A 24773-nucleotide genomic window follows, 5' to 3' on the forward strand; every position below is an offset into this window, starting at 1 on the left:
TATTGAAAGTAACCAACCTGGTGTTGGTTACTGCGTTTTGTATATCTCTAGTCATCTTCTATATAGTTGACGACACTTGATGAAGTGCGTTGTAAGTGCAAATGTAGAGCACATAAGCAAAGTGATAGCCAAGTTTTCCGTCAAACCTGAAATTGTCAGTCCGATTCCAATTTGAAGATAATAAATGAGCCCAAGTATTGCCCCAGCACTTCCTGAGAATTGTTTGTAATCATTTAAAGCGTTACTGATAATATTCGGGATGGCAATGCCAAACGCTACAACGACTAACCCCATCATTAAAACGAAATAAAGGCTTTGTAGAGTAAAGTATACACCCACACTACCGATTATGAGTAATACAACAGCTGTAGTCATTAGCTTTGTTTGGCTCACTTTCTGTTTCAAAAGACGCCCATTTATATAACTACCCAGCATGATGCTAAGTCCTAAGATTGCTCCGCTGTAACCGAATTGTGTAGCGGTATACCCTAGCTTAGAAAACAAAAATGCTCCCAGTTGGTAATAGGAAAACAACGCAATATTGAAGAAGGCAATCATCAGGGTTGAATACCATATATGCCCATCTTTTATCATCTCACAACATAGGTGAGTAAGTTTTAAAGGTATCCTGGTTCGCTGTGTTTCAGGTAGTTTTACTAGGCAGTAAAGCCCAAGCAGCATTGCCATGCTGACTAAGGTAGCAAACACATATTGATGTCCTCCTGCATGAACTAATTGACCACCAATAGCCATTCCAAAGACTGGGCCTAATGCAATTCCCATACTCATTAAACTGAAAACTTTCCCTAGTTCCTCACCATTGAACACATCTCTAAGCATTGTTTGTGTTACGACTGAACCTACGGCAATACCAAAGGCTGCGATGATTCTTGCAATTATTAGCAGAGTAAATTGGTCTGTAAGGAGTGCAATCATTGAAGATAGACCATACACAATTATGCCTAATAACATTGTAGGTCTGCGCCCCCACTTATCTGCGGCAATTCCCCAAAAAACAACCCCGAAAGCGAATGCAATAAAGTAGACAGACAAAGTTTGAGAGGCCTGAGCATCGCTAACATTAAAAGACGTTGCAATAGAGTGAAGAGCTGGGCTATAGATAGTTTCGACAATTTGTGGAAACATAAGCAAGATGAACATCAACCACATGGAAGGTTTACTGCGCATGATACATTCTCAAATAAATTTAACTTGGCGTGCAGTATACAGAGAAGTAAGCTAACTCTATTAACAAGATTAATACACAAAACATCATAATAAGGACAAAATTTGTTAATCGATGAGCATTCCCATTTTGATCCGGATAGCGTAGAAGATACCGTAGTAGGGGTAGCTGCGGATCTTGGTCGTCATGACTCAGGTATGCATAGTCATATTAAAGGCCAAATATTGTATGCCCCACGAGGCTGCATGCACTTTGCTTTAGAGGACTCGATTTGCGTGCTGCCTCCGACTAAAGCTGTATGGATTCCTCCCGGTACACTTCACCGAGCTTATATGAATAATGTGGTAGCATATCGTTCGCTATATTTTGATAGTAATTATTATTCGTGTCCTACCGAAATCACAACAATAATTGTTAGCGATTTGCTAAAAGCATTGATTAATAAAATGTCATTTTGGTCAGTAGGTGAATCTAGGAATGAAACGAGAAACTGTTGTAACTTGTTTTGGGAAGAGTTTTATGCGAGTGAGAAGTACTTTTGTCATTTACCGTTACCTAAAGATCGTCGCTTACATTACCTCCATCTTCAATTATCTAATGAGCAGTTTCTTGCCCCAAACTTAGCATCACTTGCCGAAAGTGTAGCTTTGAGCCCAAAGACAGTTACACGTATATTCAAAGCAGAGACAGGAATGCCTTATCAAGATTGGAGGCAGCAGTGGCGTAAGTTAAAAGCGGTAGAACTATTGTGTCGTAAACTTCAAGTTAGCGATGTCGCATACTGGTTAGAATTTTCTTCAGATAGTGCATTTATCGCATTTTTTAAGAAGCATACTGGCCAGACACCACTGCAGTTTATAAAAGGTAACGTTTATTAAGACCTTTTCTTAGTTTTAGAAATCAAGAGCTAATTGGTTTCTCCTAAAATAGGAACAACTAGGATATCCACAGGGGAACGGTTAATCAGTTGTCGGGAGTAAGAAATAATTTTGCTCCAAAAATCCTGATGATGACCGCACAGCAATAAATCAACATGATAGTTTTCTATTGTTTCGGAAAGTTTATTGGCTAAATTTCCAGTTCCGACGAGAAAATGTCGGATAGGAAAATCGACATTAGCTTCGAAAGATCTTAATTTTTTCATAGCGAGCTGACTGACAGGTCTGACATTAATGTCGGTATGAATGTCAACGAGATCCGGATAGATCTCTCCATGGGTACCATCAATGTGAATAAAGGAGATATCAGCGTTGTGCTGTTTAGCCATAAATATTGCTCTTTCAATCAGTAGGTTGCTTTCACTAGATAGCTCTAAAGCAACTAAAATATGTTGGTATCTCATCTTCATTTCCTTCTATTATCCCAGACACTCCCATCATAAAGTTAAAAGCTAAAAAATATTGCTCCCATGATCTCGAATATGCAGCCAGTTGATTTTTATTGCTGAAATAGCTGTGATTGAAACGATAAAAATAAGTTAAATCTCAATAGTTGACACTTTCGGCACATAACTTTTACGTAGATTTGTTAAAGTTGCGTCAATGATAACAATGTACACCTTTTATTGTCGGTCTTACTCTTGGCTGGCTACATTTTTAAGATCCTATGAAGTTAAATCGATGTATTAATCGCCTGCGCAACTATGACTTTGAGCGTAGTTTGTTCAAGCGACGGGCAGTTGTAGCCTTTGTCACTATGGTATTGTTGTGTTTTGTGCTTGTTGCAAACTTATACCAGCTTGAAGTAAAAGATTTTTCGTACTATCAGACACGAGCAAACGATAATCGTATCCAAGTATTACCTATCTCTCCGCCTAGGGGATTGATTTATGACAGAAACGGTAATCTTGTGGCTCAAAATATTCCAGTTTACGTATTGGAAGTTGTCCCTAACAAGGTGGCATCTTTACGTGGATCTATCCTTCATTTATCAAACTATATTGAACTATCGCCAGATCAACAGGAAAAACTAACGCAATTACGTCCTACTGGGCATAAGTTGCAGACAATAAAAAGTGGTTTAAGTGAAGTAGAAGTCGCTCGATTTTCGGCTCATCAGCATGAATTTCCAGGCTTTAGACTGAATGCAGAAATGAAACGCTATTATCCTTACGGAGCATCGTTAACTCATGTGGTAGGGTACGTAGCACATATCAATGATCGCGACTTGGAACGTTTAAAAGAAGAGGGAGAGATCGGCAATTATCGGGCAACCAAAACGATTGGGAAACTTGGTATCGAGCGATATTATGAAAAAATTTTGCATGGGCAACAGGGCTACGAAGAAGTAGAAGTCAATAACCGTGGGCGTGTGATACGAACTCTTAAATATGTACCCCCAATAGCTGGAAAAGATCTCGTTCTTAATATTGATGTTGAGTTGCAAAATCATGTTTATCAACTTTTTGGAGATAGACAAGGCAGTGCGGTTGTCCTTGATCCAAAAGATAACAGTGTACTCGCAATGGCTTCTAGCCCAAGCTATGATCCCAACCCATTTGTTGACGGTATTTCTAGTGCTGATTATCGTAAGTTACTGCAAAACCCTTATCATCCATTACTCAATAGAGCGACCTTAGGAGTTTATCCGCCAGCATCAACGGTAAAACCGTTTATCGCCATTGCAGGTTTAAGTGAGCAAGTCATTAATCCACAGACTATTCGTAACGACCATGGTAGTTGGCAGATACCAGGGTCCAGTCGCCATTCTAAAGCTTGGCGTGATTGGAGACGCTGGGGGCATGGTGATGTAAACGTGACTTTGGCGATTGAAGAATCGGTGGATTCATTTTTTTACCAAATCGCTTATGACCTAGGTATAAACAGAATATCTGATTGGATGGGCATGTTTGGCTTTGGGCAGAGAACGGGGGTTGATATTTTTGAAGAGACGGCAGCCAATATGCCAACGAGAGAGTGGAAGCAACGTCGTCACCACCAGCCATGGTACAAAGGTGATACTGTGCCTATCGGTATTGGCCAAGGCTATTGGACGGCAACGCCTCTTCAACTAGCTAAAGCGACTTCGGTGTTAGTGAATCATGGTGATGTGACGCCACCCCACTTACTTAAGGCGGTGATTGAACACGGACAGAGTTATGCAGCTGCACAACTTGTCGACTACCCAACAAAAAATGAAATGAAGCAAGTTAAAGATACCTACTGGAACATATCACTTAATGCAATGCGGTTAGTAAATGAAGGCCCAAGAGGTTCTGGTCGCAGAGTGTTCAAAGGAGCCCAATATTGTAGTGGTGGAAAGTCTGGCACGGCACAGGTATTTGGTTTAAAAAAAGATGAGGTTTATAACTCAAAAGAGTTGAGCCACGATTTACTCGACCATGGTTTGTTTACAGGTTTTGCTCCATGCGAGAACCCAGAATACGTCACAGCTGTTGTTATTGAGCATGGTAATGGCGGTTCTAAAGTTGGGGCACCATTTGTTAGAAATGTGTTTGATTACTTGCTGATAAAACGGAAGGGTTAGATAAAGAGATATAGTTGTTTAACTGTTTGTTACAGAAAAGCTGACAATAACGCCAGCTTTTCCATTTTAATATTTACCAATGATTTACTTCTTGGACGCACTTTTGTTTACGTCTTTCCAATACTGAATGCGAATACGGTGAAGTTGAGCTCTTCTCATTTTTTTCATCAAATTACCCCATGTAGCAACGTGTTTTTTCTTGATGTCATTAAATCAAGTACTTAATGAACAAATTTACTTTAGTGAGCATATTCAAGGATTGCCACTTGACTAAGTGTGGTTTTACATATTTCAGCAAGTTTTTGTTATGAAAGTGAAAAACACCTCATTTTAATGGAATTGTAATGTAATTATTATAGAAACAGCTCGCACGTACTTTACAAAAGAAACAATAGTTTAACTTGGTTGTCATTTTTTCAGTCTATCCTGACCAAAGATTAAAAAAATACATAAGGAATCGCAATGAAAAACCACGAAGAGCAAGAGTCTCAATTTAGTCAAATGATAGATGCGAGGCTATCTCGTCGACGTTTTTTGGCAGGGACTGCTGCTGTTGGAGCCGGTAGCTTTTTGTCACTTAATCCGATTGCTAAAGCATTTGCAGCTAACAAGAAGAGTACTTTACTGAATTTCTCTGCGGTTTCCGCTTCGACAGTCGACACCCTTATTGTTCCTAAAGGTTACAGAGCGACACCTTTGGTTTCATGGGGTGACCCTCTTTTTGCGGATGCTCCTGAGTTCGACTCAAGTGGCAAACAAGATTCTAAAGCCCAATTAAGACAGTTTGGCGATAATAATGATGGTATGAGTTTATTCCCCATCAGCCAAGATCGGGCGGTAATAGCGGTAAATAACGAGTATACCAACTACGAATACCTATTTGATCATGGTGGTAAATCGATGACAGCAGATGATGTTGCCAAGTCGCAAGCCGCCCATGGGGTGACGGTATTCGAGATTACAAAATCAGGCAGTCAATGGCAGTTAGACAAGAATGGTACTCGCAATCGCCGAATTACAGCCAATACTGAAATGAGGTTAACTGGCCCTGCTGCGGGACATAGTTTGATGAAAACTAAACTAGATCCCTTAGGTACTAAGCCTTTTGGAACATTTGCAAACTGTGCTAATGGGCAAACTCCATGGGGAACCTACCTTACTTGTGAAGAGAACTTCGATGGCTATTTTGGCAGTGTCAAATCTGTAGATGTATCTGATGATCACAAACGTTATGGAATATCACCAGTACAAAGTGAATATCAATGGCACAACAATGATGAACGCTTTGATATTGCTATTCACCCTAATGAGCCGCATCGCTTTGGTTGGGTGGTCGAAATTGATCCACATAACCCTGCATCTACACCCCTTAAAAGAACGGCTCTTGGCCGTTTTAAGCATGAGAATGCGGCTGTCGTTGTCAATGATGATGGCCATGTGGTGGTTTACATGGGGGACGATGAACGTGGAGAGCATCTTTACAAGTTTGTTTCAAAGAACAAGTATCAATTAGGTCATGACAAAGAGAATAGAAATCTTCTTGAAGAAGGGACTTTGTATGTCGCTAAGTTTGATATGGACAAAGACAAATTGAAAGGTCATGGCCAGTGGTTGGAGTTAACCTTTGGCAAAAATGGTCTTAATAAAACCAACGGCTTTAATGATCAGGCTGAAATCGTCACATTTGCACGTCGAGCTGCAACTCATGTTGGTGCAACAACTATGGATCGCCCAGAGTGGGTCGCGGTTCACCCCGACAAGAAATTTGTTTTTTGCACTCTAACTAATAATAAGCATCGAGGCGTAAAAGAAGGCCAGCCAGTTGGAGGTCCTAACCCACGTAAAAAGAACAACTATGGGCAGATTATTCGCTGGGCACCAGCAAAAGGAGATCATACTGCTGAGGTCTTTGAGTGGGACTTGTATCTGATTGCGGGTAACCCAAGTATCCATAAGGGGAATTTGTATGCAGGTAGCGAAAATATTACTTCAGATAATATGTTTAATAGCCCAGATGGTATAGGTTTTGATAAAGCTGGCCGTTTGTGGATTCAAACTGATGGCGATTATTCCAATAAAGGGGATTTTGCTGGCCAAGGTAATAACCAAATGCTCTGCGCAGACCCTGTTACCGGAGAAGTACGCCGTTTTCTAACTGGACCTATTGCGTGTGAAATTACGGGCTTATCTTTCTCTGAAGATTACAAAACAATGTTTATAGGGGTTCAGCATCCAGGTGATAGCGGTGCGCCGTCTCATTTTCCTGCTGGTGGAAACAGTAAGCCAAGATCAACCATTATGGCTATTACTCGTGAAGATGGTGGTGTGATAGGTGCGTAGCGGCTTTGGTGTGGCTGCATCGCTATGAATAAGAAAGGAGCAGTGATGCTCCTTTCTTTGATAATATTTAACCGTGGAGGTTAATACGTCTTAATCTGAGCGCCCGCGCCCAAGAATTCGCCACTTGTCTACAATCAGTCCGTTTTTCACAATATGTAACCAGTCAAAGTTATTTAGTGTTGTATCGCAGTGGCTTGGAGTAAGGGTTAAGGTTTGACCTATACTGAGCGTTTGGTCCGAATTGAGGTGCAATATACCATGTTCATCGCCACCACACTGATAAGTGATGTCTTGATGAAAATCGACTGTCGGTATCCCCAAATCGATTGAAAGTGATTTCATTCCAGCATCAATAACAGCGCGATTTGGTGTTGGGTGGCTTATCACGGTACTGATAACTTTTAATCCAGGGGTAAATTGTAAGTTTCTATCCTGATCTTCTTCGTCTCCTATATTGGAGTATGATGAATCCATAAACAGGTAAGATCCTGCTTGTATCTCAGTGTAATCTAAGCCTTGGTATGCTTGATAAGTCCCTGTGCCTCCGCCACTGATTATTTGTGGTGTTAGGTTACGAGGCTTAAGCTCAGTTTCTATATAATCAAAAAGGGAAGTAACGGCCGAACGTGCTTGCTGCTGTCTTTCTTCAAAACCTTTGATAAGCTGTAGGTGACCACTGTATGCCTGTATACCTAAGTAATTAACCCCTTCAGCTTGAATAATTTTTTTAATTAGATTCAATAACTCTGGGCCGACTGTAACGCCACATCTTTGCTGGCCGCTTTCCACTTCAATTAAAAGGTTGACCTCTACTTTAGATTGCTGGGCAAACTTGGCAATATCATCAACATGCTGGGGATGGTCGATAACTTGATACAACTTAGCATCTGGGTATTGAGTATGGAGTTTTATTAGACGCTGAATCTTTGTATCACCTGCAATAGGGGTTGTGATTAGAATGTCTTTAATGCCCCCTTCGAGCATGACTTCAGCTTCACCGAGCTTTGAGGTGCATATTCCTCTGGCACCGAAATCAATCTGTTTTTGTGCCAGTTGTGGAATCTTATGTGCTTTAGTATGAGGTCTGAGTGTTAAGCCGAGTTTATCAATTCTACGTTGCATTTCTGCTAAGTTATTTTCAACGGTATCTATGTCAATAAACAAAGCTGGTGTATCTAGGTTTTCTAATTTCATAGTCTGACACTTATTATTTTATTGCGGTTTAGGAGGCATAAAGATTTGTGGTATTGGTATGGCTTTGCCTAATATTAAACTATCGCCCTTTACTGCCGTTAACAAAATAAGAGATTTGTTTTTTTGCGACTCATTTTGAAAGCGGGATTGTGTTAATAATGCCATAGCAGCTATCTGTATGAACAGTATAAGCTTTTTCGAAAATATTATGGCTTAATTTATGGCATACCGCTTGCGTAATTGAGATTGTCCATGCATTTAGAATCACAGGAGGAGTCATGGCTCATTCACTGAATTCTCACACCAACCAGCGTAGTATCAATATCTCTGGGCTACGAATGTTTGCAGATAATGCATCACGCCATCCTAATAGTTCAATTGCACCAAGGTCTGAACTTAAAGACAATTATTGGACTGATGATAGTGATTTACCTCTATTAGTAGATTCGGGATTGTTCGAGCTACCTGAAAATGCCTGCCCATATACTTTGTTTGATATTGATAGTGTGGTTGCCAGTAAGGAAACCTTGGGATCCCTTACTATCGATTGTCACGGACGCTGGTGCTATTCGGTATACAATATTAAGATGCAGTTTCTAAAAATTGGTGAGAAAAAAATGGAACATTTCTCCCTATATACTGAACAAGGCCAATTGCTGACGGTTTTCTTAACCTTAGTGGGCACCCATGGTGGTGCAACCGTAAAAAAAGTGCTCACTGAAGCGACTGGCTTTTAGGTTTTCTCTAGGCTGCGTTTAGCTGAGTTGCTAACTCGCGGCCATTTCCTCTGAATTGCTCGACTGTTGAAGCGAACTCAGCGGGTATTTGGAGTAGTCTAGAATCTGGATGTTCAGCCATATATTTTAGTTTGGATTCGTTGTTCATGAGCCCGTCCCAATCCCTATGTATGGAGAGGGCCAAATGAATTGTGGTGGCCATTTGGGGAGATAGTTCAGCATCTCTTGGCTCATTAAAATTTGCAATAGCATCAATCATTGGGGCCGGGAATTTCCACGTTTTTGCCAGTTTTGCGCCTAAAGCTGGAGCACTGATATTAAGCACTTCTTCCTGTACGGATATAGCGTCTTCCCCATTTTGTGTCCTTATTGCGATTTCAGCAGCAGCCTCTGGCACTAGCGTATGAATCATTAGCTCACCAATATTATGAAGAATACCTGTAGTAAAGACTTCATGGGTGTCCATTTGTACTTGCTCAGCGATTTTGCTCGCGATGACAGAGACTTCGAAAGTATCTTCCCAATATTGATTAAGATCTAAGGTTTTGACTTTTGGAAAGGCGCTAGATAATACAGATGCGACGACTAATGTTCTTACTGGGCCTGTTCCTACGCGTAAAAGTGCCTGATGAACGGAAGATACAGACGTATTCCCACCAAAATGGGCTGAATTAGCCATACGTAGCAGTCGAGCACTAAGCACTTGATCGGTTGAAATCTTTTGCGAAAGTTTGTCGAAATCCACTTCATCCTGATTGACCATGTTAAGTAAGTCTTGGAGCACTTTGTGGATGCGAGGTAGTTCGTTGATGCGAGATAACAGAGCTTCTTGAGCCATTTTTATACCCTCTTAAGCTTATAGACGTTAGTAAAGAATAGCATGTCCGTTTGAGACAAGATTATTGGTTTTGAGTAATAAAATTGAATTGCTGGCTTTAATTTGAGTGTTCGTGAGTTCTATTTATTGATAGCATTAGCATAGATAGTCGGGGAGCTAAATTTGGCAGTAAAGTTGAAAGCTGAGATCGCATTGCGAGACCCGTAGAACCTGATTCAGTTAACACTGGCGTAGGGAACTAATTGCAATGGGTAGACAACATCATGGTGTGCTCAGTTTGTATAGTCTCTTATTTGACAAGCGAGACCTGCAGCCAGCAAAGAGTTCCTGACCTTTAGCAGTAGGAACGATTATGTTAAGTAAAAGCAGCAGCCACCCCGTAGTACTCACCATTGCTGGTTCTGATAGTAGCGGTGGAGCTGGGATTCAAGCAGACATTAAGACGATGTCTGCTACAGGAACCTATCCATGCTCTGTTATTACGGCCATCACCTCCCAAAATACGCTAGGTGTAACTGCTGTCCATTCTATTCCTCTTAAACACATAGCAAGCCAAATAGATGCAGTATTGAGCGACCTCAACGTTGTTGCGGTTAAAGTTGGTATGTTAGTGGATGGCCAAATGATTAGGCTAGTTGCCGATAAGCTTAGGCAATACCGACCTAAAAACTTGGTTTTAGACCCTGTAATGGTTTCAACCAGTGGTCAAAGGTTATTAGAGCATTCAGCTATTATGACTTTGAAAGAAGAATTGATTCCAATGACTGATTTAATTACCCCTAACTTGCCTGAAGGGGCAGCCTTGACAGGAAGTCAGGGTCCGAAAGATAACAATCAGATGAAAAATATGGTTGAGCCTTTGCGTGGACTCGGTTCTGACGCGGTGCTCTTTAAAGGGGGTCATATGGAATCGGACCAAAATAACTGCTCTGACTTACTCATATTATCTGATAGTGTTGAATGGCTGCGTTCAAGTCGTTATTCAACAAACAACACTCATGGGACTGGGTGTACACTTTCTGCAGCAATTACATCATATCTAGCTCAAGGTCATGAGCTGCATAAAGCTGTTTATTTAGGGAAGCAGTACGTCTCCCAAGCAATTGCTAATGCTGATGAGCTTAAGGTGGGCAGAGGGCGCGGCCCCGTGCATCATTTTTTTGATGGTCACGCTAATGTTCGGTGATAGTGTTTTCTTGAATGGTACTTAGTACTAGATGTAAAAACAGTGCCAAAATGAAATCAGAAGTGCAAGTTTTAAGCTTTGGATCTCATGGATGCCATATAAGATTTAACTTATTGAATGCTTTAACAGTTTTGTGTGATGACTTTAACATGTTAGCGTGAACTTTCACTTATTTGACATTGATCTGATAAATCATCCCTATTGCTTCGATTACTATTCACCCTCTTCAAAGTATGGTGCGGAGTTTTACTAGTGAAGCATTCTTTTTCGAATAAGCAATATGGTGTGACACTTCTAGTAATATTTTTCTTAGGGATTATGGCTCTGAGTGTAATGGTCAATGATATTGACTTATTTAGTCCCGTATCCGCATCTACTGGTTTTAGTTTTACTGTCTTAACATTTTCTGCAGGACCAAAAGGGTTTATTGTTTCTCTCGTAGTCTTAGCTGCTATTACGTGGAGACTTATCCCCAACCGAGCTTTGTGGATGAAGAAGATGTTCCATTTAGGTTTGATTCTTACCGTAGGTTTCATTTGTAAAACGGCCCTCAAGCAAGCTACAGAAAGCCCACGTCCATACACTGAAGTATTGACGCAAAACCTCTTGATTCCCCAATCTTCGCACTTCTATAACTTAAGTTCGTTGCAAAAGCAGCAAGTGATTGATGAATTGATAGGCAGTGTGAGTACTTGGAGAATCAATCAATGGCAGGGAGAGCGAGATTACTCTTTTCCCTCAGGCCATACGATTTTCGTCGCTATATGTTTGGCTTTTTTTGGTAATTTGTTTCTTCAAAATGGTCGCTATCTTCTTACGCTCGCACTTAGTACATGGGCAATGGGGGTAGCATATAGCCGCTTGTGGCTTGGAATGCACAGGCCGATCGACCTGTTGGGGTCAGTCGTTTTTGTACTGTTAGTTTATATTCTTAGTGTAAAGCTAGAGAAAGTGAGTGATAAAATCTTGAGCCGTTGTCTTAAAGCTAGAGTAGGTGAGGGCTAGGAGAGCAATTGTCAGGAAAAGAAAGTACTTTTCCTGACAATGGTAAGCTGTGTTATAGATCGCGCATGAGTGTCTCATATTCTTCATTAGCCTGAGAGATAAGGTGATGGAGTTCAATCGCATCCTTATCATCCAGATCCAGTTGCCACTGATGTTGCGCCCCTTTTCCCTTTAGACGTGTCTTTCCGGCTAGTTTCTCAAAGCTTATATCGTAAAGATCAGTTTGATGATGTTCTTTTTTTTCAATAATATCAACATCTAATACCCCTGTTGGGTTGACCTCTATATGAGCATGAAAGTGATTGCTGTCTTGTAGTTCGTAGTCTCTGAATGTTGAAATCATGTATAACCCCCGTAGTGATTTATTGATGAGTTTTTCAATTGTAGGACAGAGATCTGGATGTGGTAAAAATAATTTTCAAGCTTGATCTAGGTTAAACAGATGTTCAAAACTCCGTCACGGATTTCAGTCTTTTCTCAACAGCATTGATCGCATGAACAACAGAAACTGGCGGCGATTTTGAATAAGGGTGCAGGGCATAAACATTATTTATAGCTAAGTAGTGCTCTTTAAAACAAGGTTCTAAGTCTGGGTATTGATCTAGCAGAAAGTCTGGTAGTAGGCCAACTCCCATTCCATGTTGAATTAAGCTAGCCACTTGGTTGATGTTGTTTGCTCTATGATGGGCTGTATAACATAGCTCAGTTGTTGAGGAGCTTTCCCTGTGGTTAAGAGTATGGATTATATCTTTTGCTTGCCAGTGGTTCGCAATATAGTTAGCTTCAGCCGCATTTTGGCAGGTGTGTTTTGATTGACAAAGTACGTCTTGAAAACGGCCAATTCGCTTTTGTTTAATAGTGCTATCTGGGGACTCTCCGAACCGAATTGCAATATCTATATCATGCTGGAGTAAGTCTAATTGACGATCATCTGCGATTAAATTTAGTGACACTTTTGGGTAAGAAGAAAATGCACTACTTAAAGCCGGTATGACAATAAGTTCCATCAAGGCCACTGGTGCAGTGATAGATACTTTTCCGTGTGGTTGTTGTTGTAATTGGTGAATATCCTCCCAAGCATGAGACATTACGTCGTTCAATGCGACGCAATGCTGATAGAATTGCTCACCAGCGAGGGTCAGTGATTGTCGACGTGTTGTGCGCTTTAGCAAGTCTATGTTTAGCTCATTTTCGAGTTGCTTAAGGTGATTGCTGAGCACCGATTTTGATAATTCGAGCCTTTCAGCAGCTTTAGAAATCGATCCTGAGTCTACAATCGTCTTAAAGATCATCATTTGTCTTTGTTTATTCATTATTGTTCTCTTTTTGAAAACAGTCTTTTCTTATTTATCTGTTTTTACACATTAAGTTTAGCAATACACTGATTGCATCAAACTAGCAAGGAGAAATTAAATGAAATCATCAACTCAGAATCTATGTAACGCGGGTAGTCAAGCGTGGAAAATGGCATTTAACCACCAAGACGCGAAAGGTTGTGCAGAGCAATATACCCCAAGTGCAATCATGGTCGCTAAGCCTTTTGGGACGTTTGAAGGTCGTGAACAGATTCAAGACTTCTGGCAAAATATTATCGATCAGGGTTTTTCAGATGTGGTGTATAGCGATATTGAATGGCAACAAGTCGATGACAATAGCTTTGTATTGTCTTCAAAGTGGACAATGAATAAAGCCTTTGGCGCTGTGCACAAAGAGGTATGGACCATTTGCGAAGATGGTGTTGCCCGCTTGTCTTTTGATGAGTTTGAAGTATTGGGTGAACGATAGTACCAGTAACGGGGATAATCCCCGTTACAATAAAATGAAGGAAGTGAAGGTTTGGCTGATGACTGTTTACTACTAACTATCAATAAAAAGTTTAAGAAGGAAGCCATATCATTTCAAAGTAATGCTCACTTGAATATTATAAAGTCAATTTCTGTGTTTGAGCATGTTGCTTCCATCCAATCTTTAGGGGTCATTCCTATAGCGTTTTTTGTTTTCATTTGGACTGAATTGGCGCTTTGGAGTAGTGCTTTCGAAAAAATCAACTTGTTCACTCTTTTAATGCTGTTTTTTTCGTCGTTTTTTAACGCCCAATGAAGAGCAAAGGCATTAAATACATTCTTTTCTTCAATAGAATCTAGCATTGATTTTATGTGGTTCTGGTTACCCAACTCAGCAGCAATATGCAGAGGAGTAAAGCCCCTAGTATCTTGCAGTGCTCCTTGTTGTGGTGAAAACTTAGTTAAATCTAGATTATTGTGAAATGCCCCAAAATGACAAGGAAGTTGACCTAGTTTGTTTTTTTGAGTAATTAAATTTGGCAATCTTTTAGCTATTGAGTATGAAAGTGGTGAATCAATCATCAATGAATAATGCAGAAGATTATTATCTATTGAATCACGGATATTGCTGATCTCTCCATTGTTTATCATGTCAATAAATAATTCGGATTCTTGGTTATCAAGAGATTTAATAGGATTGAAAAATAAGTTAAAAAGCGTCACCGATCCTTTGTCTCTTTGGCATTGTTCGATTATGTCATTCATTCCATTCTCACGGTGATTTTTTTATCTGGAAGAAATTCGCTAATGAAATCTTTGCAGGCTTTAATGCTTTTAAAGGTTGCAATATCGTTACGTTTGGTCACAAACACAAAATGTTGATCTTTTAGTTTTCCTTGGAAGTATATCACCCTATCTGAGATCACCATTTCAATATCATCCATGTGATTTCTGGTTAGAGTGTCGACGTCATAAGCGATAATTCGTATCATCTTTTAATTCAACTTGAAATATAAAAATACCCAGTTTTTTTAATGCTTTTGAACATGAATCTAGACTTTTAAAGTTTTTTTTCATGCCATGAGAATCTGACATATACACGGACTTCTTATCTGGAGTTAAAAACTGGACACTAAATCCAAGCTTTTCTTCTATCACAGATGCACAAGATATAAATCCGAGCGATACCATAATCTGAGCTTTTCCTTGGGAAATCAACATATCATCGCTCATTACATCGCCTTACCATTGCCTAAAGCGTACCGATAAATTATCCATTTTTCTCTTTGGTATATCAATACTAAAAAAAACAAAAACTAATTATTGAAATAAAAAAACAATATTGCATTATTGATGCGTTCTTTAAGAATGAGTTGTACTTTAAATAGTCAATAATTTTTGTTGATAACTCTATATTTTAAGAGTTGGTCATGACTTAAAGTAGTGATACGCTGAACTAGTTATTTTCAAAGGCAGATTTTTCGATGATTAGCCAAGTAAAATGTCGTCTCTGGAAAAATTCTAGGTATGCGTAAACATACTGAATGGGCTTTGATTTCGTACGTATGATGTTAGTGGGAAATACGATATAAGTTAGTATTTTATTACTAATCACCAAGTTGATTGGGTGGTATAATTGAGCCTAAATGAAATGCTTTGAGCCATGACCATATTTTTAATTTCATAATGATTTCCAAGCTCGATTATTGAACGATATTAGGTGTAAACTCATGTCTTAATATCTAGATTAACAATAATTAGAGCAATAAATTAACGAGAATATATCGTTAATTTAATTTCGTTTTATATTGATGCTGAATAGATTTTGGACAATTATTAGTTTCGGAAAATCTAACATTAGCAAATCATTAATAACTAGAGATATGGCAAAATTTTGGTGAAGTGCTAGTGCGATGAGAAAAATCGCACTAGCAAAAAGGTTGATTTTTTATGTGCACACTAAGTGCAGTTACGTTAAATCATAGCGAATATTATACAGATAACTTATTCGTGTAAAGTTACCCAAAAAACAAAGCAATTATCTAACTAAAATGAAAACATTTACATTCAGAAAGAGCACCAGAATCGGCAACTTTGTTTTGGTTTCACTCAAAAATACATCAATTTAACCATCGTAGATCAATGCTTCCAGAGCACTTATCCCCAATTTGAGAGCTGACCTTGTTAAGAGCTTTTCCTGATTTATCAAAAAAGAAATTAACCTCGAACAAGTAATTTCTTCCATCCACATGTAGACATCTCAATGATACGTTTCTAGGTGAAACATTATATATTTCTTCTACATCCACAAGAGAATTCTTATTTTCCATTATAAGCTTTTCTATATTTTTATAACTCTCCAAAACTTTAGGTATATAAATGTTAGCTTGCTCGAAGTATTCTTTTTGGTTTAAACCTGAGCATGTGCCGTGTTTCCTCCACTCATGCGACCATAGATTTAAATTTTTATGATAAATTTTCTGCATGTCCTTGTCTTTTGAAAGAAATGATATCGTATCAGCAGTAATTTCGCAGTCTTTCGTCGACGAACAGCCCTTTGATTTAAAGCAATTTGAAGGGTGATAATTTATTATGTTGTCCTTATCCTCTACTGAGGTGTAGTAAGGCCAAATGCCATGTAACTTAAATTCGTTGTTACAAATGTTTTTATCTTTGGATATAAACTCACAAAATGTTGGCATCCAAGTCATAGATATGACACTGATGTCATACACGCCGCTAGGTGCATTCTCAACAGAAACTTCAAATTCATCTATCGCATAACTAAATGTTGCAAACGAAAACAACAAGGAGAATAAAATCAGTTTTTTCACGTTAAACACCTCAAAATATATTGACATTAATTAATTTTTTGACTTGTTTCTAAGAAGTGCCCCCAATTTTACCAACATGTGACCTACGAATTTTGCATTCATTATTACCCCTCATTGTGAATCAAGCAGGAATATAAAACCATAATCACAAAAATTACAAGAATTCACTCGATATGAGGTGTTCATTATGCTGTCTTATGTAAAAGATAAGACACTGATTAATATACAGTTATATTAATAAAAGGGGTATCGCTGAACTATTATCACAGATTAGGAAAGTTTTATTAATGCCTAGTTTATTAGCATTTGTGGCTGAGCACTATGAAAAATATGATTTTTGCTTCATTAATAATAATGAGACATGGATCATATGAAAAGACAAATAAAAGAAGAACTATTCCAAAATAATCTGTACGGCAACCAAGTATCAGACTTAATACTTTGGCATTTTGATTCGATTAAAGAAGCGGCCGACTATTTCGGCGTCACTCCCCAAACAATCAAAAACTGGAAGAAAAAAGGCACATGGCCACTATCAGTCGTGCGTCTACTGCTCATCATGCATCGTGGTTATTTACCAACGTCTAAAGAGTGGAGAGGCTTCAAAATTCGTGGGGATAAATTATTTACGCCAGGCGGTAGGGAATTAACGGCTTATGACTTGATGGAACTGGATATCAGAGTGTGTCTTAAGACGACCTCAAACGTCATCCAATTTAGGCGCAAAAAAAAGAAACGTTATAGATTAAAAACTAAACAGGGCGTAAAACGCCCTGTTAACTCTTCATAAGCTTTAGAACTGGTCAATTAAATTACCCAAATTCGCAATCGTTGACCGTGTAGGTGGGGGAACCGGTGTTAACCTAGCTTTCTCTTTGCTCGTTCGTGCATAAGCATACCAAGACATCAACAATAGAGTAGGGAGCACAACCAAGGGCCAATGTTTATTGATCTTCACAATCGCTGTTCCATATTCTCCATATGCTTAGTTACTGTTTTCAAGCCTTGTAACGCGCTCATCTATCTTTTCAAGCATGAGTCGCAACCACTTCACATCTGTTTTGAGTGTCACCCCAACACCAATACCTGAACACAAAGAGCTGATTGCAAAAATCACTAGTGCTTGGTAATCCATTATTGAAACTCTTTACGGATGGTTTCCCATAAACCAATAGCAATGGGTAGAGTAACCCCAATAAGGCCACCGTATTGAACGCCTTCCTGTGTAACGCTTGCGGTTAATAGATCTGGATGTCCTAACGCCAGTGCCGCACCCGCCCCAACCAGTGCGAGACCTTTCTGTGTGGAAGGCTCATCTAAATTGATACCCATTTTCTCTAATAGTTTTTTCATAGTAATTTACTCGCTTTTAAAAATTTAATGGTGTAAGCCGCAGCAACGCCGCCTACAATGGTGATTCCTAGCTTTTTCCAGTCTTCTTTTGTCATGCCAATGACACTCCTTTTTGCGCCATTTTCAGCGAATAATAATCGCCCACTTCCATACGTGACATGCTATGCAGTAATTTGGCTAATTGGTCATTGTCATTCACATTAACGCGCTGGTTGGGCGCTATGCCTGTCTCCTTACTCACAAACTTGGTGTAGTTGTCCGTGTCATTCTCATGAGAGGGAGCGAATCGATTGATCATCTCTTTTAACGTGCTGAAGCCTTGCCGCTCATAAGAACGAAGCACTCGCGCACCTGCGCGAAACCCATACGCGGGGTTAGTGAATTCTTCAAATGATTTGTCAGTGTCTAACAGTGATTCACCTTGCCACTGCGTGGTATCGCCTTTGCTTTCGCGGATGTTTAACGGATTATTGTTCCGAACGCCGCGAGGCAATGTTTGTTTGTATGCCATATAAATAAGCCCTCCAACGGCTCCTAGTGTGAGAGATAGATAGAGCGGGCGCATTACTGCACTTGCTCAAGTTGAGGTTGTGGGTCGGCCTCTTCAATTCGGTTTTCTTGCTCCGCAAGGTCAATTCCGAACTCAGCCCAAAAGCGGTGGCCGCGTGGGACTGTCCATTGCTGTTCATTCGCGGGGTGCTGACAAATAACAGCCGTTTTTTCTAAATTTGCGTATTTCATAATATCCAATCCTTATGGCCTAGCATCTAGTTTCAAATCATCAACATAGAGTGCCGCGCTTGTGTCTGAAGCGTTATCCCATTGGAAACCGTCTATTGTCCCGACAATCGTCCTCGCGTTATATAACCCTAACCATGACGCAGCAGGCACCATATGGAATACTTGCACCTTGTCATCTTGAACATTTCTTGAAATGAGGTTGAGATATCTATGTGTACGTCCCTTAAATACTCTCAGGAACCTCAAGCATGGTGTTAGCTCATCACTGAGTTGGTGGTAAATCGGTAAACTCTTACTTTCAGCGAGAATCAAACGTGTAAATTTGGTGTTATCTCCAACAACCTCAAACTGAATGTAATCTCTGCTATCATTTTGGGCGGTATCTGTACCACTATTGATTTTGATTTGTGGAGCACCGCTGACCGTAGTCATATTGCCGCGTAGGGTTTGATTGGGTTCGCCGATGTTTGGCACAAGCTGAATAATTGAGCCACTGAGCAAACGAAAACCGTCTGCATCTCGATACACTTCGGCACCGTTTTCGCCTGCTTTCCAACCGTCACAGAAATACACACCCGCTGCTAGTACGCCGTCTGATTCATCCGCTTGATTGATTTTGCCGCGAGGATTAATCAATAGGTTTTCACTGCTTGCATTGGCTAGGGCTTGCGCGTGGTTTACGTCCGTTTTCAGTTCAGCAATATCTTTGCTTTGCTGAGTCAGTAAGCTTGCCTGTTGGTCAATCAAAGACGCTTGTTGATTGACCTTGTTCAGTAGTGAAGCGTCTTGTTGGGTTAGACTCAGTAAATCATTAATCACCTGAGCATCTATATCAGACAACGCCAGCAAGCGGTCGGCCAGTTGGTCAACGTCTGAAATCGTCGTTTTCGTGTTAAAAAATGGGTTACTAACGTGCATTAATTTACCCCCACAATGGATAGGCGAGCGTTTGACGTGCTGGTATTGACGGCATAAAGCTCCCCTGAATATTCCAACGATAGGGAGCCTGTCGCATGCTTGCTCCCCATCACCATAAGCCCGCGATTTGAGGCAATATTAAAATCACCAATACGCAAACTCGTTACCTTGTCACTAATGACTTGGATCGACACTTGACGAAAACCGCTATTACAGATTTTCACCTTTGCATTGGGCGCAATTTCAACATCTGGCTTAGTGGTCATGGCGTCAGGTGAAAGTGGTTCGACTTTTAGCCCATCACCAACGTGCACCGTTGCCGAAAACTCGATAGGCTCAATAATGCGCTGGACCACTAAGCCACTGGTTGAGGCGGGCCGTACCTCAAGATCTGAAATTTGATAATCAAAGGTCACGGTCTGTGGCGCTTTGTGCTCTAAAAACATCTTATCGAACTCAGACACATTGATTCGGTCGCCCGATTCCAGCCGCTGCGGTCTCAGGTTGTCAGCACTGATAAAGACAGGGGCGCTGGTCGAGCGCACAATCAAATATTTGCCTTTGCCACCAACGGATATTGGCGTCTGTGTCCCTGGTTGTAATTCCATTATTTCTTACTCCATGCTAACGCCACCATACCCACAGCAAGCGCACCCGACACACCCAGTGCAATTTTCGTCATTTGCGGGGCCGTGCCTGTTTGCTCATGAGTTTTCGCCTTTTCTGCCACTTTTAGCGCCGTGCGTGTGTTTTCACTGCTTTGTGCAGCCAGCACTTTCATTGCATCAATGGCTTCTGAGTTGGTCCTTGATACCGCATTCAATGACTTTTCACCAAAGTCAAAGGACTTATCAATGACCCGCTCATTGCTTTTTATCGCTTCTGAGCTGAGATTACCCGCTTGCTTCATGGCTTCCGTATTGCTTGCCATTGCCGCCTTAGCCATATTCTCGGCTGCTTTCATAGCACCGTGGTCAGTCATGGTGACACTGCCAATGTTGCCATTAACACCTGAAATCATTACACCAAGGTTGTCACCGCTAACCGCGCTTGTACCGTTGGTGTTGGTGGTTTGTGTGGTGTTTTTACTTGAACTTGAACCGCCGCCGCCCATTAGCACCCCTCCAGATTCAAAGACAACACACGGTCACGCTCTGACTGGCTCGTTAACACGAACCCAAACCCTTTAAGAATTCGAGTCATGCCCGTGCGCACCGTGTGATATTTGATAGCGCGATAACCTTGAGATTTAACTGCCTCAATGATCGCGGGCGCACCGTTTTGTAAGCCTTTGCCTGTCATCGCTAAAATCAAATAGTCATTGTCACTGGTGACGTAACCGACAAACCGCAATGATACGCCTTGCTTGCGGCTAACTAGGTGATACAAGCTCGCTCGTTTATCGATGACCGCATCACAGCAAAACTCAAACTCAGCCTTAACGTTATCCACTCCATTAAACGCACGTTTAATGAGCTTAAATTGCGCCGATAGGTCAGGGCGGTTAGGGCGAATCAAATTGAATTTCATTTTCTTTTCACCGCCCATATCACCGCACCAATCCCAAGTAAAATTAGCGGGGCATTGCTCGCTAAGCTTTGCCAAGCACTGCCACCAAAGTTGATCGCACCGTTTCGGATACCGCCAATCGAGTTTCTAGCGTCGGCTTGACTAGGACCCGCTGCACCACCGCCCGCACTGATAGGCATTGAACCGCTATTAGTTAGCCCATTCGGTATCATTTGCCCCCCTTAATTACCTTGTAGGCGATATAACCGCCGCCCCCAAGAGCGGCTAACTTAATCACTTTCGTTGCCGCCGATCCCGCAAAGAATCCGCCCCCAAACCCCGCACCGCCAGCGGCAAGAGCAACCCATATCAATGGCATGGCCAGCTCTCCCTATTTTTTAGCCAGGACAAATAACAACCCAAAGCCAAATAACGTTCCTAGCCCAATACTCGCGTAGAGTAGGGTGTTATCTTTCGTTTGAGCTGTTGGCGTAACCTTGTTGCCGTGGTTGTCAGCCTGTTTGACTGTCTGCGCCGTGGTGCCTGAATTCACAGTTTGTTGCTCTGAGGTCGTGGCGGTTTTAACGAGGCTGTCAAACCCTTCACCAACACTATCAAGTGCACCAGAACCAAAGTCGCTCAAGTCATCCCATAAAGACATAACGCCCCCTTATTGAATGAGATCAGGACGCACCACTTTGACCGACTCAACCAAGATTGGGATCGTGCCAACCGCTGAATCCGTTTTTACAGTGAGCTTTAGCTCATTGCTGTGGTAAGTGGGGAATAGCTCGTCGAGATAGTAGCCACGCATAATGGGGTCAAAGTGAAACACGCCCGCTTGCCAAAAACGGCGATTACGTTTTGCGCGCATGGTTTCTACCGCTCGCGTTGAGTCGTAAAGCTTCACATAGTCTTTGTGAATTTCCAGCCCGTTAATTTCAGCGCTCAAAAAGTGCATGCGGCGAACGTGCACCAATGGACCGCTTTTTAGATCTAGAAACTCGTTTTCCGTTGAACCCGCTTGCATGGTCTGCTTTTGGATCATGGGAACAACGATTCTTGCAGGTTGCGCAGGGGAGACCGTCGCATGACCTTTTAATTGCACATCCGGCGAATCGTCAGCGGGTTTATCCACGATTTCGACTTCTAACGTGATGTTATCGCCTGTCTCTGTCACAAGGGCCGTATAGCGCATGCCATTTTTGGTTTTGGCCGTAATGTCAGCCAGTGGGATATGATAGAAACCTTCAATAGACGGCATACCTTTGTACGCTTCTAGAGATTTCATAAGCTGACCATCTAGCGTGATGATTTCATCAGCATTGAGCGTAATAGAGACACGCTTTATTTGCTCAGGTGTGAGGTTCGTTTCCAGAAAGATTTCTTCATAGACTGGCCCCGTAGATAGGGTCACGATCGCTTTCTCACCCCACTTAATGCCCGTAAAGGAGTTGATTTTCATTACTGAATTCATGTCACAACCCCTTAACCGATTGTGTCTTCAACGGCATCAACGTTGTTTGACGCCCAAACCACGCCAGCCGCGACCAGTGCCGCAATGCCCGCAATAATGCCGATGTTCTTAGCATCTAATTTCATTGTTTGCTCCAAATAAAAAACCGCCCAACATTGGACGGCTTTCACTTAAGCAAGAGATTCACAATCGATACCTAATAGTTATTGTGAATGGGTTGGCAATAAGTTTGATTTGGTTCACATATTACCAGCGAATCACTCCCTTTTTGAATTGCTTACCGTCCTGCAGCAAGTACTCAAGTCTGTCGAGTTGGTCAATCTCATCAGCGGGTATTCCGGTCATTTTTTCCAAATATTGAGCACTGGCTTTGGTCTTTTGCATCATCACACACGCATACTGACAGTTATCAATGATGGTCTTTGACACCTCTTGGCCACGTTGAAATAGATTAATGGTATGTAAGTTAAACTTGCGCCCTAAGCGCAATATCTTGCCGTGGTAACCTGTCGCTTTACCCGCATTGTCGCTGTGCTCTGCTACTTCCTCACAGATGATGTTAAGCGCCTTAGTGTGCTTTCCGTTCCCCATAGCCCAAGCCACCTGACAAAACTTGTCAAAGTCCTTGGTTGTGGTTTCAAAAGTGGGCTGATAGGCAATCTTAAAGCCTTGCTTAGTCTTACGCCCAGCAATCGATGCGGCGGCGAACTCTTTGATATCGCTATAGCCGCGCACCACGCGCCCCGCCAGCTTTCCGGTATAGTCTCCCATTGGGTCAAAAATGGCGACTTGATCAGTCGCCTTGATAAAGAGTTTCTTAGCAGCGGACGTTTTGCCGCTGCCACTCATCCCAACCGCAAACACATGACCATTTTTAAGGGCATTATTCGGGTTAATAGGTTGCATTTATTGCGCTTCCTCCGTTACCTCTGATTCACTTTCCATTTGCTCAATCTCTTTCGCTTTATCAAAGGCTTTAAGGACTTTGATTTGCTGGAATGAGCTAAAGCCAAGTGCTCCTGCAGCGCCAATAAATGCAATTTCCTCTTTGTACTCGGCTAGCCAAGGGGGAAGCTCACCGTTGTATTTCACAAAAAGAGGGGCGGCTGCTTGCGCGACACCTTCCGCGCCATCAGGGTCAAACTCAAACGACTGATGACCAAACATTTTAAGCCCTTGCTCAAATACACCAAGTACAATGCTTGCAGTCTGTTTGCCTGCTTCGAGTGCTGCCGCTTGCTTGGGATCTTTGCGCTTAATGACGCTATCTGGATCGAAGTCGTCGCCGTTAAGCTCTGCTAATAATGCTTTTTCGTCTAGCTCACTGTGCTGCTCTAACTGCTCGATGTCTTCCACGTCAATTTGATTGTTTTCTAATACTTGCTCGTCCATTACGCTACCGCCTTAAATACTTTAATCATGCCACCTAATACAAACCCTGTTACCGCCCCAATACCCATACATGCCGCCGTTCCCATTGGCTTTGATTCACTATGCGGTTTTTGCTCATTCACAATGGGCTTTGGCTCTGATTGTGGTTCCGGTTTAGGGTGGGTGAGGACTTCAATATCAGCTTGGATCTCTTCAAGAGTTTTAAAGCCTTTCATTTCTAGTTGTGCTGGCTTACCACAACGATTGTCAGGACCACATTCACAGCGGCCATATACATACTCTTTGCGCTTACCTGAGCCTTGCATAATGGCTTTGGGCGTCATACACGTGCGGCAAGTGACATAGCCTAAGATTTCCTTTTCCATTATCCGCGTTCCTTTTCCAATGCATTTAAGCGGCGATTGAAGGCCTTAAATAGCCAAACCGTTTTAGTCAACCAAGGCTTAACAAACCCAAACCCCATAGGCGGCTTATAGGCTTGTGATTCGGTGTCCATTTCGTTGAGCAAGCGCGTGGTTTCGCTTTGTAGTGTTTTCTGTTCCATGCAATCACCACTCAATCATGACGGAGAACAGGCCGACAAAAGCCCAAGCGTAAACGATGACGTCAAGCTTCTGCTTTTCTGTTTTAGACGGCCGTGGGCTGTTGTTAGCCCAACAGCCCAAGAAAAACATAATGGCGAAGAGTAGGAGATAGACCCCTTTTGATATAAAGGAAATGATTAAATCAATGAACTCTATCGGTATGAAGAGATAGAGGCAGATAAGCAATACAGATAGGAATAGGGGAAGGA

Annotated in this window: 34 protein-coding genes and 1 riboswitch; of the genes, 8 read left to right on the plus strand and 26 right to left on the minus strand. The window is 41.5% G+C overall.

Going from position 1 to position 24773, the window contains the following annotated elements; translation table 11 throughout:
* Nucleotides 1–51: 51 nt before the first annotated feature.
* A complete protein-coding gene (locus tag OCV27_RS16515) occupies nucleotides 52–1188 on the minus strand; it encodes a multidrug effflux MFS transporter (protein ID WP_125322148.1) in 1137 nt (378 codons plus the stop codon).
* A 102-nt stretch (nucleotides 1189–1290) separates the two neighbouring features.
* On the opposite strand from OCV27_RS16515, the gene OCV27_RS16520 reads away from it, so the two are divergent.
* The gene (locus OCV27_RS16520; protein ID WP_125322147.1) at nucleotides 1291–2064 is read left to right on the plus strand and encodes an AraC family transcriptional regulator; all 774 of its coding nucleotides are present in this window, start codon (nucleotides 1291–1293) and stop codon (nucleotides 2062–2064) included.
* A 29-nt stretch (nucleotides 2065–2093) separates the two neighbouring features.
* Here the strand turns inward: OCV27_RS16520 and OCV27_RS16525 are convergent, their stop codons facing one another.
* Nucleotides 2094–2528 (minus strand): universal stress protein, encoded by a 435-nt coding sequence (locus OCV27_RS16525; RefSeq protein ID WP_125322146.1) that lies wholly within the window; start codon nucleotides 2526–2528, stop codon nucleotides 2094–2096.
* A 263-nt stretch (nucleotides 2529–2791) separates the two neighbouring features.
* Between OCV27_RS16525 and mrdA the strand changes: the two genes are divergently transcribed.
* Nucleotides 2792–4672 (plus strand): penicillin-binding protein 2, encoded by a 1881-nt coding sequence (gene mrdA, locus OCV27_RS16530; protein WP_125322145.1) that lies wholly within the window; start codon nucleotides 2792–2794, stop codon nucleotides 4670–4672.
* Between the two features lie 462 nt (nucleotides 4673–5134).
* A complete protein-coding gene (locus OCV27_RS16535; protein WP_125322144.1) occupies nucleotides 5135–7012 on the plus strand; it encodes a PhoX family protein in 1878 nt (625 codons plus the stop codon).
* Between the two features lie 90 nt (nucleotides 7013–7102).
* Here the strand turns inward: OCV27_RS16535 and OCV27_RS16540 are convergent, their stop codons facing one another.
* Entirely contained in the window at nucleotides 7103–8206 is a 1104-nt protein-coding gene (locus tag OCV27_RS16540; protein ID WP_125322143.1) for a DSD1 family PLP-dependent enzyme, read from the minus strand.
* Between the two features lie 278 nt (nucleotides 8207–8484).
* Here OCV27_RS16540 and OCV27_RS16545 point away from each other — a divergent pair, with 278 nt between their 5' ends.
* Nucleotides 8485–8943: a VCBS domain-containing protein gene (locus OCV27_RS16545; RefSeq protein ID WP_245986774.1), complete on the plus strand. Its 459-nt coding sequence runs from the start codon at nucleotides 8485–8487 to the stop codon at nucleotides 8941–8943.
* A 7-nt stretch (nucleotides 8944–8950) separates the two neighbouring features.
* Here the strand turns inward: OCV27_RS16545 and OCV27_RS16550 are convergent, their stop codons facing one another.
* Nucleotides 8951–9781: an HDOD domain-containing protein gene (locus OCV27_RS16550; RefSeq protein ID WP_125322142.1), complete on the minus strand. Its 831-nt coding sequence runs from the start codon at nucleotides 9779–9781 to the stop codon at nucleotides 8951–8953.
* A gap of 139 nt (nucleotides 9782–9920) precedes the next feature.
* A riboswitch (TPP riboswitch) is annotated at nucleotides 9921–10035 on the plus strand.
* Between the two features lie 98 nt (nucleotides 10036–10133).
* On the opposite strand from OCV27_RS16550, the gene thiD reads away from it, so the two are divergent.
* Nucleotides 10134–10967 carry a bifunctional hydroxymethylpyrimidine kinase/phosphomethylpyrimidine kinase gene (gene thiD / locus OCV27_RS16555; protein WP_125322141.1) on the plus strand — a complete coding sequence of 278 codons (834 nt, stop codon included), beginning with the start codon at nucleotides 10134–10136 and terminating at the stop codon, nucleotides 10965–10967.
* Between the two features lie 252 nt (nucleotides 10968–11219).
* The gene (locus OCV27_RS16560; protein ID WP_420919495.1) at nucleotides 11220–11972 is read left to right on the plus strand and encodes a phosphatase PAP2 family protein; all 753 of its coding nucleotides are present in this window, start codon (nucleotides 11220–11222) and stop codon (nucleotides 11970–11972) included.
* Between the two features lie 52 nt (nucleotides 11973–12024).
* Here the strand turns inward: OCV27_RS16560 and OCV27_RS16565 are convergent, their stop codons facing one another.
* Together OCV27_RS16565 and OCV27_RS16570 are read right to left on the minus strand one after the other, a co-directional pair.
* Nucleotides 12025–12315 carry a hypothetical protein gene (locus OCV27_RS16565; RefSeq protein ID WP_125322140.1) on the minus strand — a complete coding sequence of 97 codons (291 nt, stop codon included), beginning with the start codon at nucleotides 12313–12315 and terminating at the stop codon, nucleotides 12025–12027.
* A 103-nt stretch (nucleotides 12316–12418) separates the two neighbouring features.
* On the minus strand, nucleotides 12419–13285 hold the full coding sequence (locus OCV27_RS16570) for a LysR family transcriptional regulator (RefSeq protein ID WP_125322139.1): 867 nt from the start codon (nucleotides 13283–13285) through the stop codon (nucleotides 12419–12421).
* Nucleotides 13286–13385: 100 nt separating this feature from the next.
* Here OCV27_RS16570 and OCV27_RS16575 point away from each other — a divergent pair, with 100 nt between their 5' ends.
* Nucleotides 13386–13757, plus strand: a complete 372-nt coding sequence (locus OCV27_RS16575) for a YybH family protein (RefSeq protein ID WP_125322138.1) — start codon at nucleotides 13386–13388, stop codon at nucleotides 13755–13757.
* Nucleotides 13758–13882: 125 nt separating this feature from the next.
* On the opposite strand, the gene OCV27_RS16580 is transcribed toward OCV27_RS16575, so the two are convergent.
* The 4 genes from OCV27_RS16580 to OCV27_RS16595 form a co-directional block, all read right to left on the minus strand.
* The gene (locus OCV27_RS16580; protein ID WP_337969460.1) at nucleotides 13883–14521 is read right to left on the minus strand and encodes an ankyrin repeat domain-containing protein; all 639 of its coding nucleotides are present in this window, start codon (nucleotides 14519–14521) and stop codon (nucleotides 13883–13885) included.
* A complete protein-coding gene (locus OCV27_RS16585; RefSeq protein WP_185759871.1) occupies nucleotides 14518–14700 on the minus strand; it encodes a hypothetical protein in 183 nt (60 codons plus the stop codon). The genes OCV27_RS16580 and OCV27_RS16585 overlap by 4 nt, the downstream gene beginning before the upstream one ends.
* Nucleotides 14701–14725: 25 nt before the next feature.
* Nucleotides 14726–14989, minus strand: coding sequence for a hypothetical protein (locus OCV27_RS16590; protein WP_125323498.1), 264 nt, complete (start codon nucleotides 14987–14989; stop codon nucleotides 14726–14728).
* A gap of 887 nt (nucleotides 14990–15876) precedes the next feature.
* A complete protein-coding gene (locus OCV27_RS16595; protein ID WP_245986902.1) occupies nucleotides 15877–16590 on the minus strand; it encodes a ribonuclease T2 family protein in 714 nt (237 codons plus the stop codon).
* A 370-nt stretch (nucleotides 16591–16960) separates the two neighbouring features.
* Between OCV27_RS16595 and OCV27_RS16600 the strand changes: the two genes are divergently transcribed.
* Nucleotides 16961–17380 carry a DUF3653 domain-containing protein gene (locus tag OCV27_RS16600; RefSeq protein ID WP_337969461.1) on the plus strand — a complete coding sequence of 140 codons (420 nt, stop codon included), beginning with the start codon at nucleotides 16961–16963 and terminating at the stop codon, nucleotides 17378–17380.
* A 195-nt stretch (nucleotides 17381–17575) separates the two neighbouring features.
* Here OCV27_RS16600 and OCV27_RS16605 read toward each other — a convergent pair whose 3' ends face one another.
* From OCV27_RS16605 to OCV27_RS16680, 16 genes are all read right to left on the minus strand, one after another.
* Entirely contained in the window at nucleotides 17576–17725 is a 150-nt protein-coding gene (locus tag OCV27_RS16605) for a hypothetical protein (protein ID WP_185759851.1), read from the minus strand.
* On the minus strand, nucleotides 17725–17943 hold the full coding sequence (locus tag OCV27_RS16610) for a hypothetical protein (RefSeq protein WP_125323352.1): 219 nt from the start codon (nucleotides 17941–17943) through the stop codon (nucleotides 17725–17727). Before OCV27_RS16610 ends, OCV27_RS16605 begins: the two co-directional genes overlap by 1 nt.
* Before the next feature lie 91 nt (nucleotides 17944–18034).
* Nucleotides 18035–18454 (minus strand): virion protein, encoded by a 420-nt coding sequence (locus OCV27_RS16615; RefSeq protein ID WP_125323354.1) that lies wholly within the window; start codon nucleotides 18452–18454, stop codon nucleotides 18035–18037.
* Nucleotides 18455–18507: 53 nt separating this feature from the next.
* A complete protein-coding gene (locus OCV27_RS16620) occupies nucleotides 18508–18684 on the minus strand; it encodes a hypothetical protein (RefSeq protein WP_185759850.1) in 177 nt (58 codons plus the stop codon).
* 12 nt (nucleotides 18685–18696) lie between these two features.
* Complete coding sequence (locus tag OCV27_RS16625; RefSeq protein ID WP_125323351.1) at nucleotides 18697–19602, minus strand: hypothetical protein; 906 nt, start codon at nucleotides 19600–19602, stop codon at nucleotides 18697–18699.
* A complete protein-coding gene (locus OCV27_RS16630) occupies nucleotides 19602–20210 on the minus strand; it encodes a hypothetical protein (protein WP_125323350.1) in 609 nt (202 codons plus the stop codon). The genes OCV27_RS16625 and OCV27_RS16630 overlap by 1 nt, the downstream gene beginning before the upstream one ends.
* A complete protein-coding gene (locus OCV27_RS16635; RefSeq protein ID WP_125323349.1) occupies nucleotides 20210–20716 on the minus strand; it encodes a hypothetical protein in 507 nt (168 codons plus the stop codon). Before OCV27_RS16635 ends, OCV27_RS16630 begins: the two co-directional genes overlap by 1 nt.
* Nucleotides 20716–21132 carry a hypothetical protein gene (locus OCV27_RS16640; RefSeq protein ID WP_337969462.1) on the minus strand — a complete coding sequence of 139 codons (417 nt, stop codon included), beginning with the start codon at nucleotides 21130–21132 and terminating at the stop codon, nucleotides 20716–20718. Before OCV27_RS16640 ends, OCV27_RS16635 begins: the two co-directional genes overlap by 1 nt.
* A complete protein-coding gene (locus tag OCV27_RS16645; protein WP_337969034.1) occupies nucleotides 21129–21344 on the minus strand; it encodes a hypothetical protein in 216 nt (71 codons plus the stop codon). Before OCV27_RS16645 ends, OCV27_RS16640 begins: the two co-directional genes overlap by 4 nt.
* Nucleotides 21341–21490: a hypothetical protein gene (locus tag OCV27_RS16650; RefSeq protein ID WP_185759874.1), complete on the minus strand. Its 150-nt coding sequence runs from the start codon at nucleotides 21488–21490 to the stop codon at nucleotides 21341–21343. Before OCV27_RS16650 ends, OCV27_RS16645 begins: the two co-directional genes overlap by 4 nt.
* Before the next feature lie 12 nt (nucleotides 21491–21502).
* On the minus strand, nucleotides 21503–21772 hold the full coding sequence (locus tag OCV27_RS16655; RefSeq protein ID WP_337969463.1) for a hypothetical protein: 270 nt from the start codon (nucleotides 21770–21772) through the stop codon (nucleotides 21503–21505).
* A gap of 9 nt (nucleotides 21773–21781) precedes the next feature.
* The gene (locus OCV27_RS16660) at nucleotides 21782–22588 is read right to left on the minus strand and encodes a major capsid protein P2 (RefSeq protein WP_125323489.1); all 807 of its coding nucleotides are present in this window, start codon (nucleotides 22586–22588) and stop codon (nucleotides 21782–21784) included.
* 246 nt (nucleotides 22589–22834) lie between these two features.
* A complete protein-coding gene (locus OCV27_RS16665) occupies nucleotides 22835–23494 on the minus strand; it encodes a P-loop NTPase family protein (RefSeq protein WP_337969464.1) in 660 nt (219 codons plus the stop codon).
* Nucleotides 23495–23980, minus strand: coding sequence for a hypothetical protein (locus OCV27_RS16670; protein WP_337969465.1), 486 nt, complete (start codon nucleotides 23978–23980; stop codon nucleotides 23495–23497).
* Nucleotides 23980–24345, minus strand: a complete 366-nt coding sequence (locus OCV27_RS16675; protein ID WP_337969466.1) for a hypothetical protein — start codon at nucleotides 24343–24345, stop codon at nucleotides 23980–23982. Before OCV27_RS16675 ends, OCV27_RS16670 begins: the two co-directional genes overlap by 1 nt.
* Nucleotides 24345–24524, minus strand: a complete 180-nt coding sequence (locus OCV27_RS16680; RefSeq protein WP_125322424.1) for a hypothetical protein — start codon at nucleotides 24522–24524, stop codon at nucleotides 24345–24347. Before OCV27_RS16680 ends, OCV27_RS16675 begins: the two co-directional genes overlap by 1 nt.
* Nucleotides 24525–24773: the final 249 nt, after the last annotated feature.

This window comes from Vibrio pectenicida, assembly GCA_024347015.1.
Lineage (GTDB): Bacteria > Pseudomonadota > Gammaproteobacteria > Enterobacterales > Vibrionaceae > Vibrio > Vibrio pectenicida.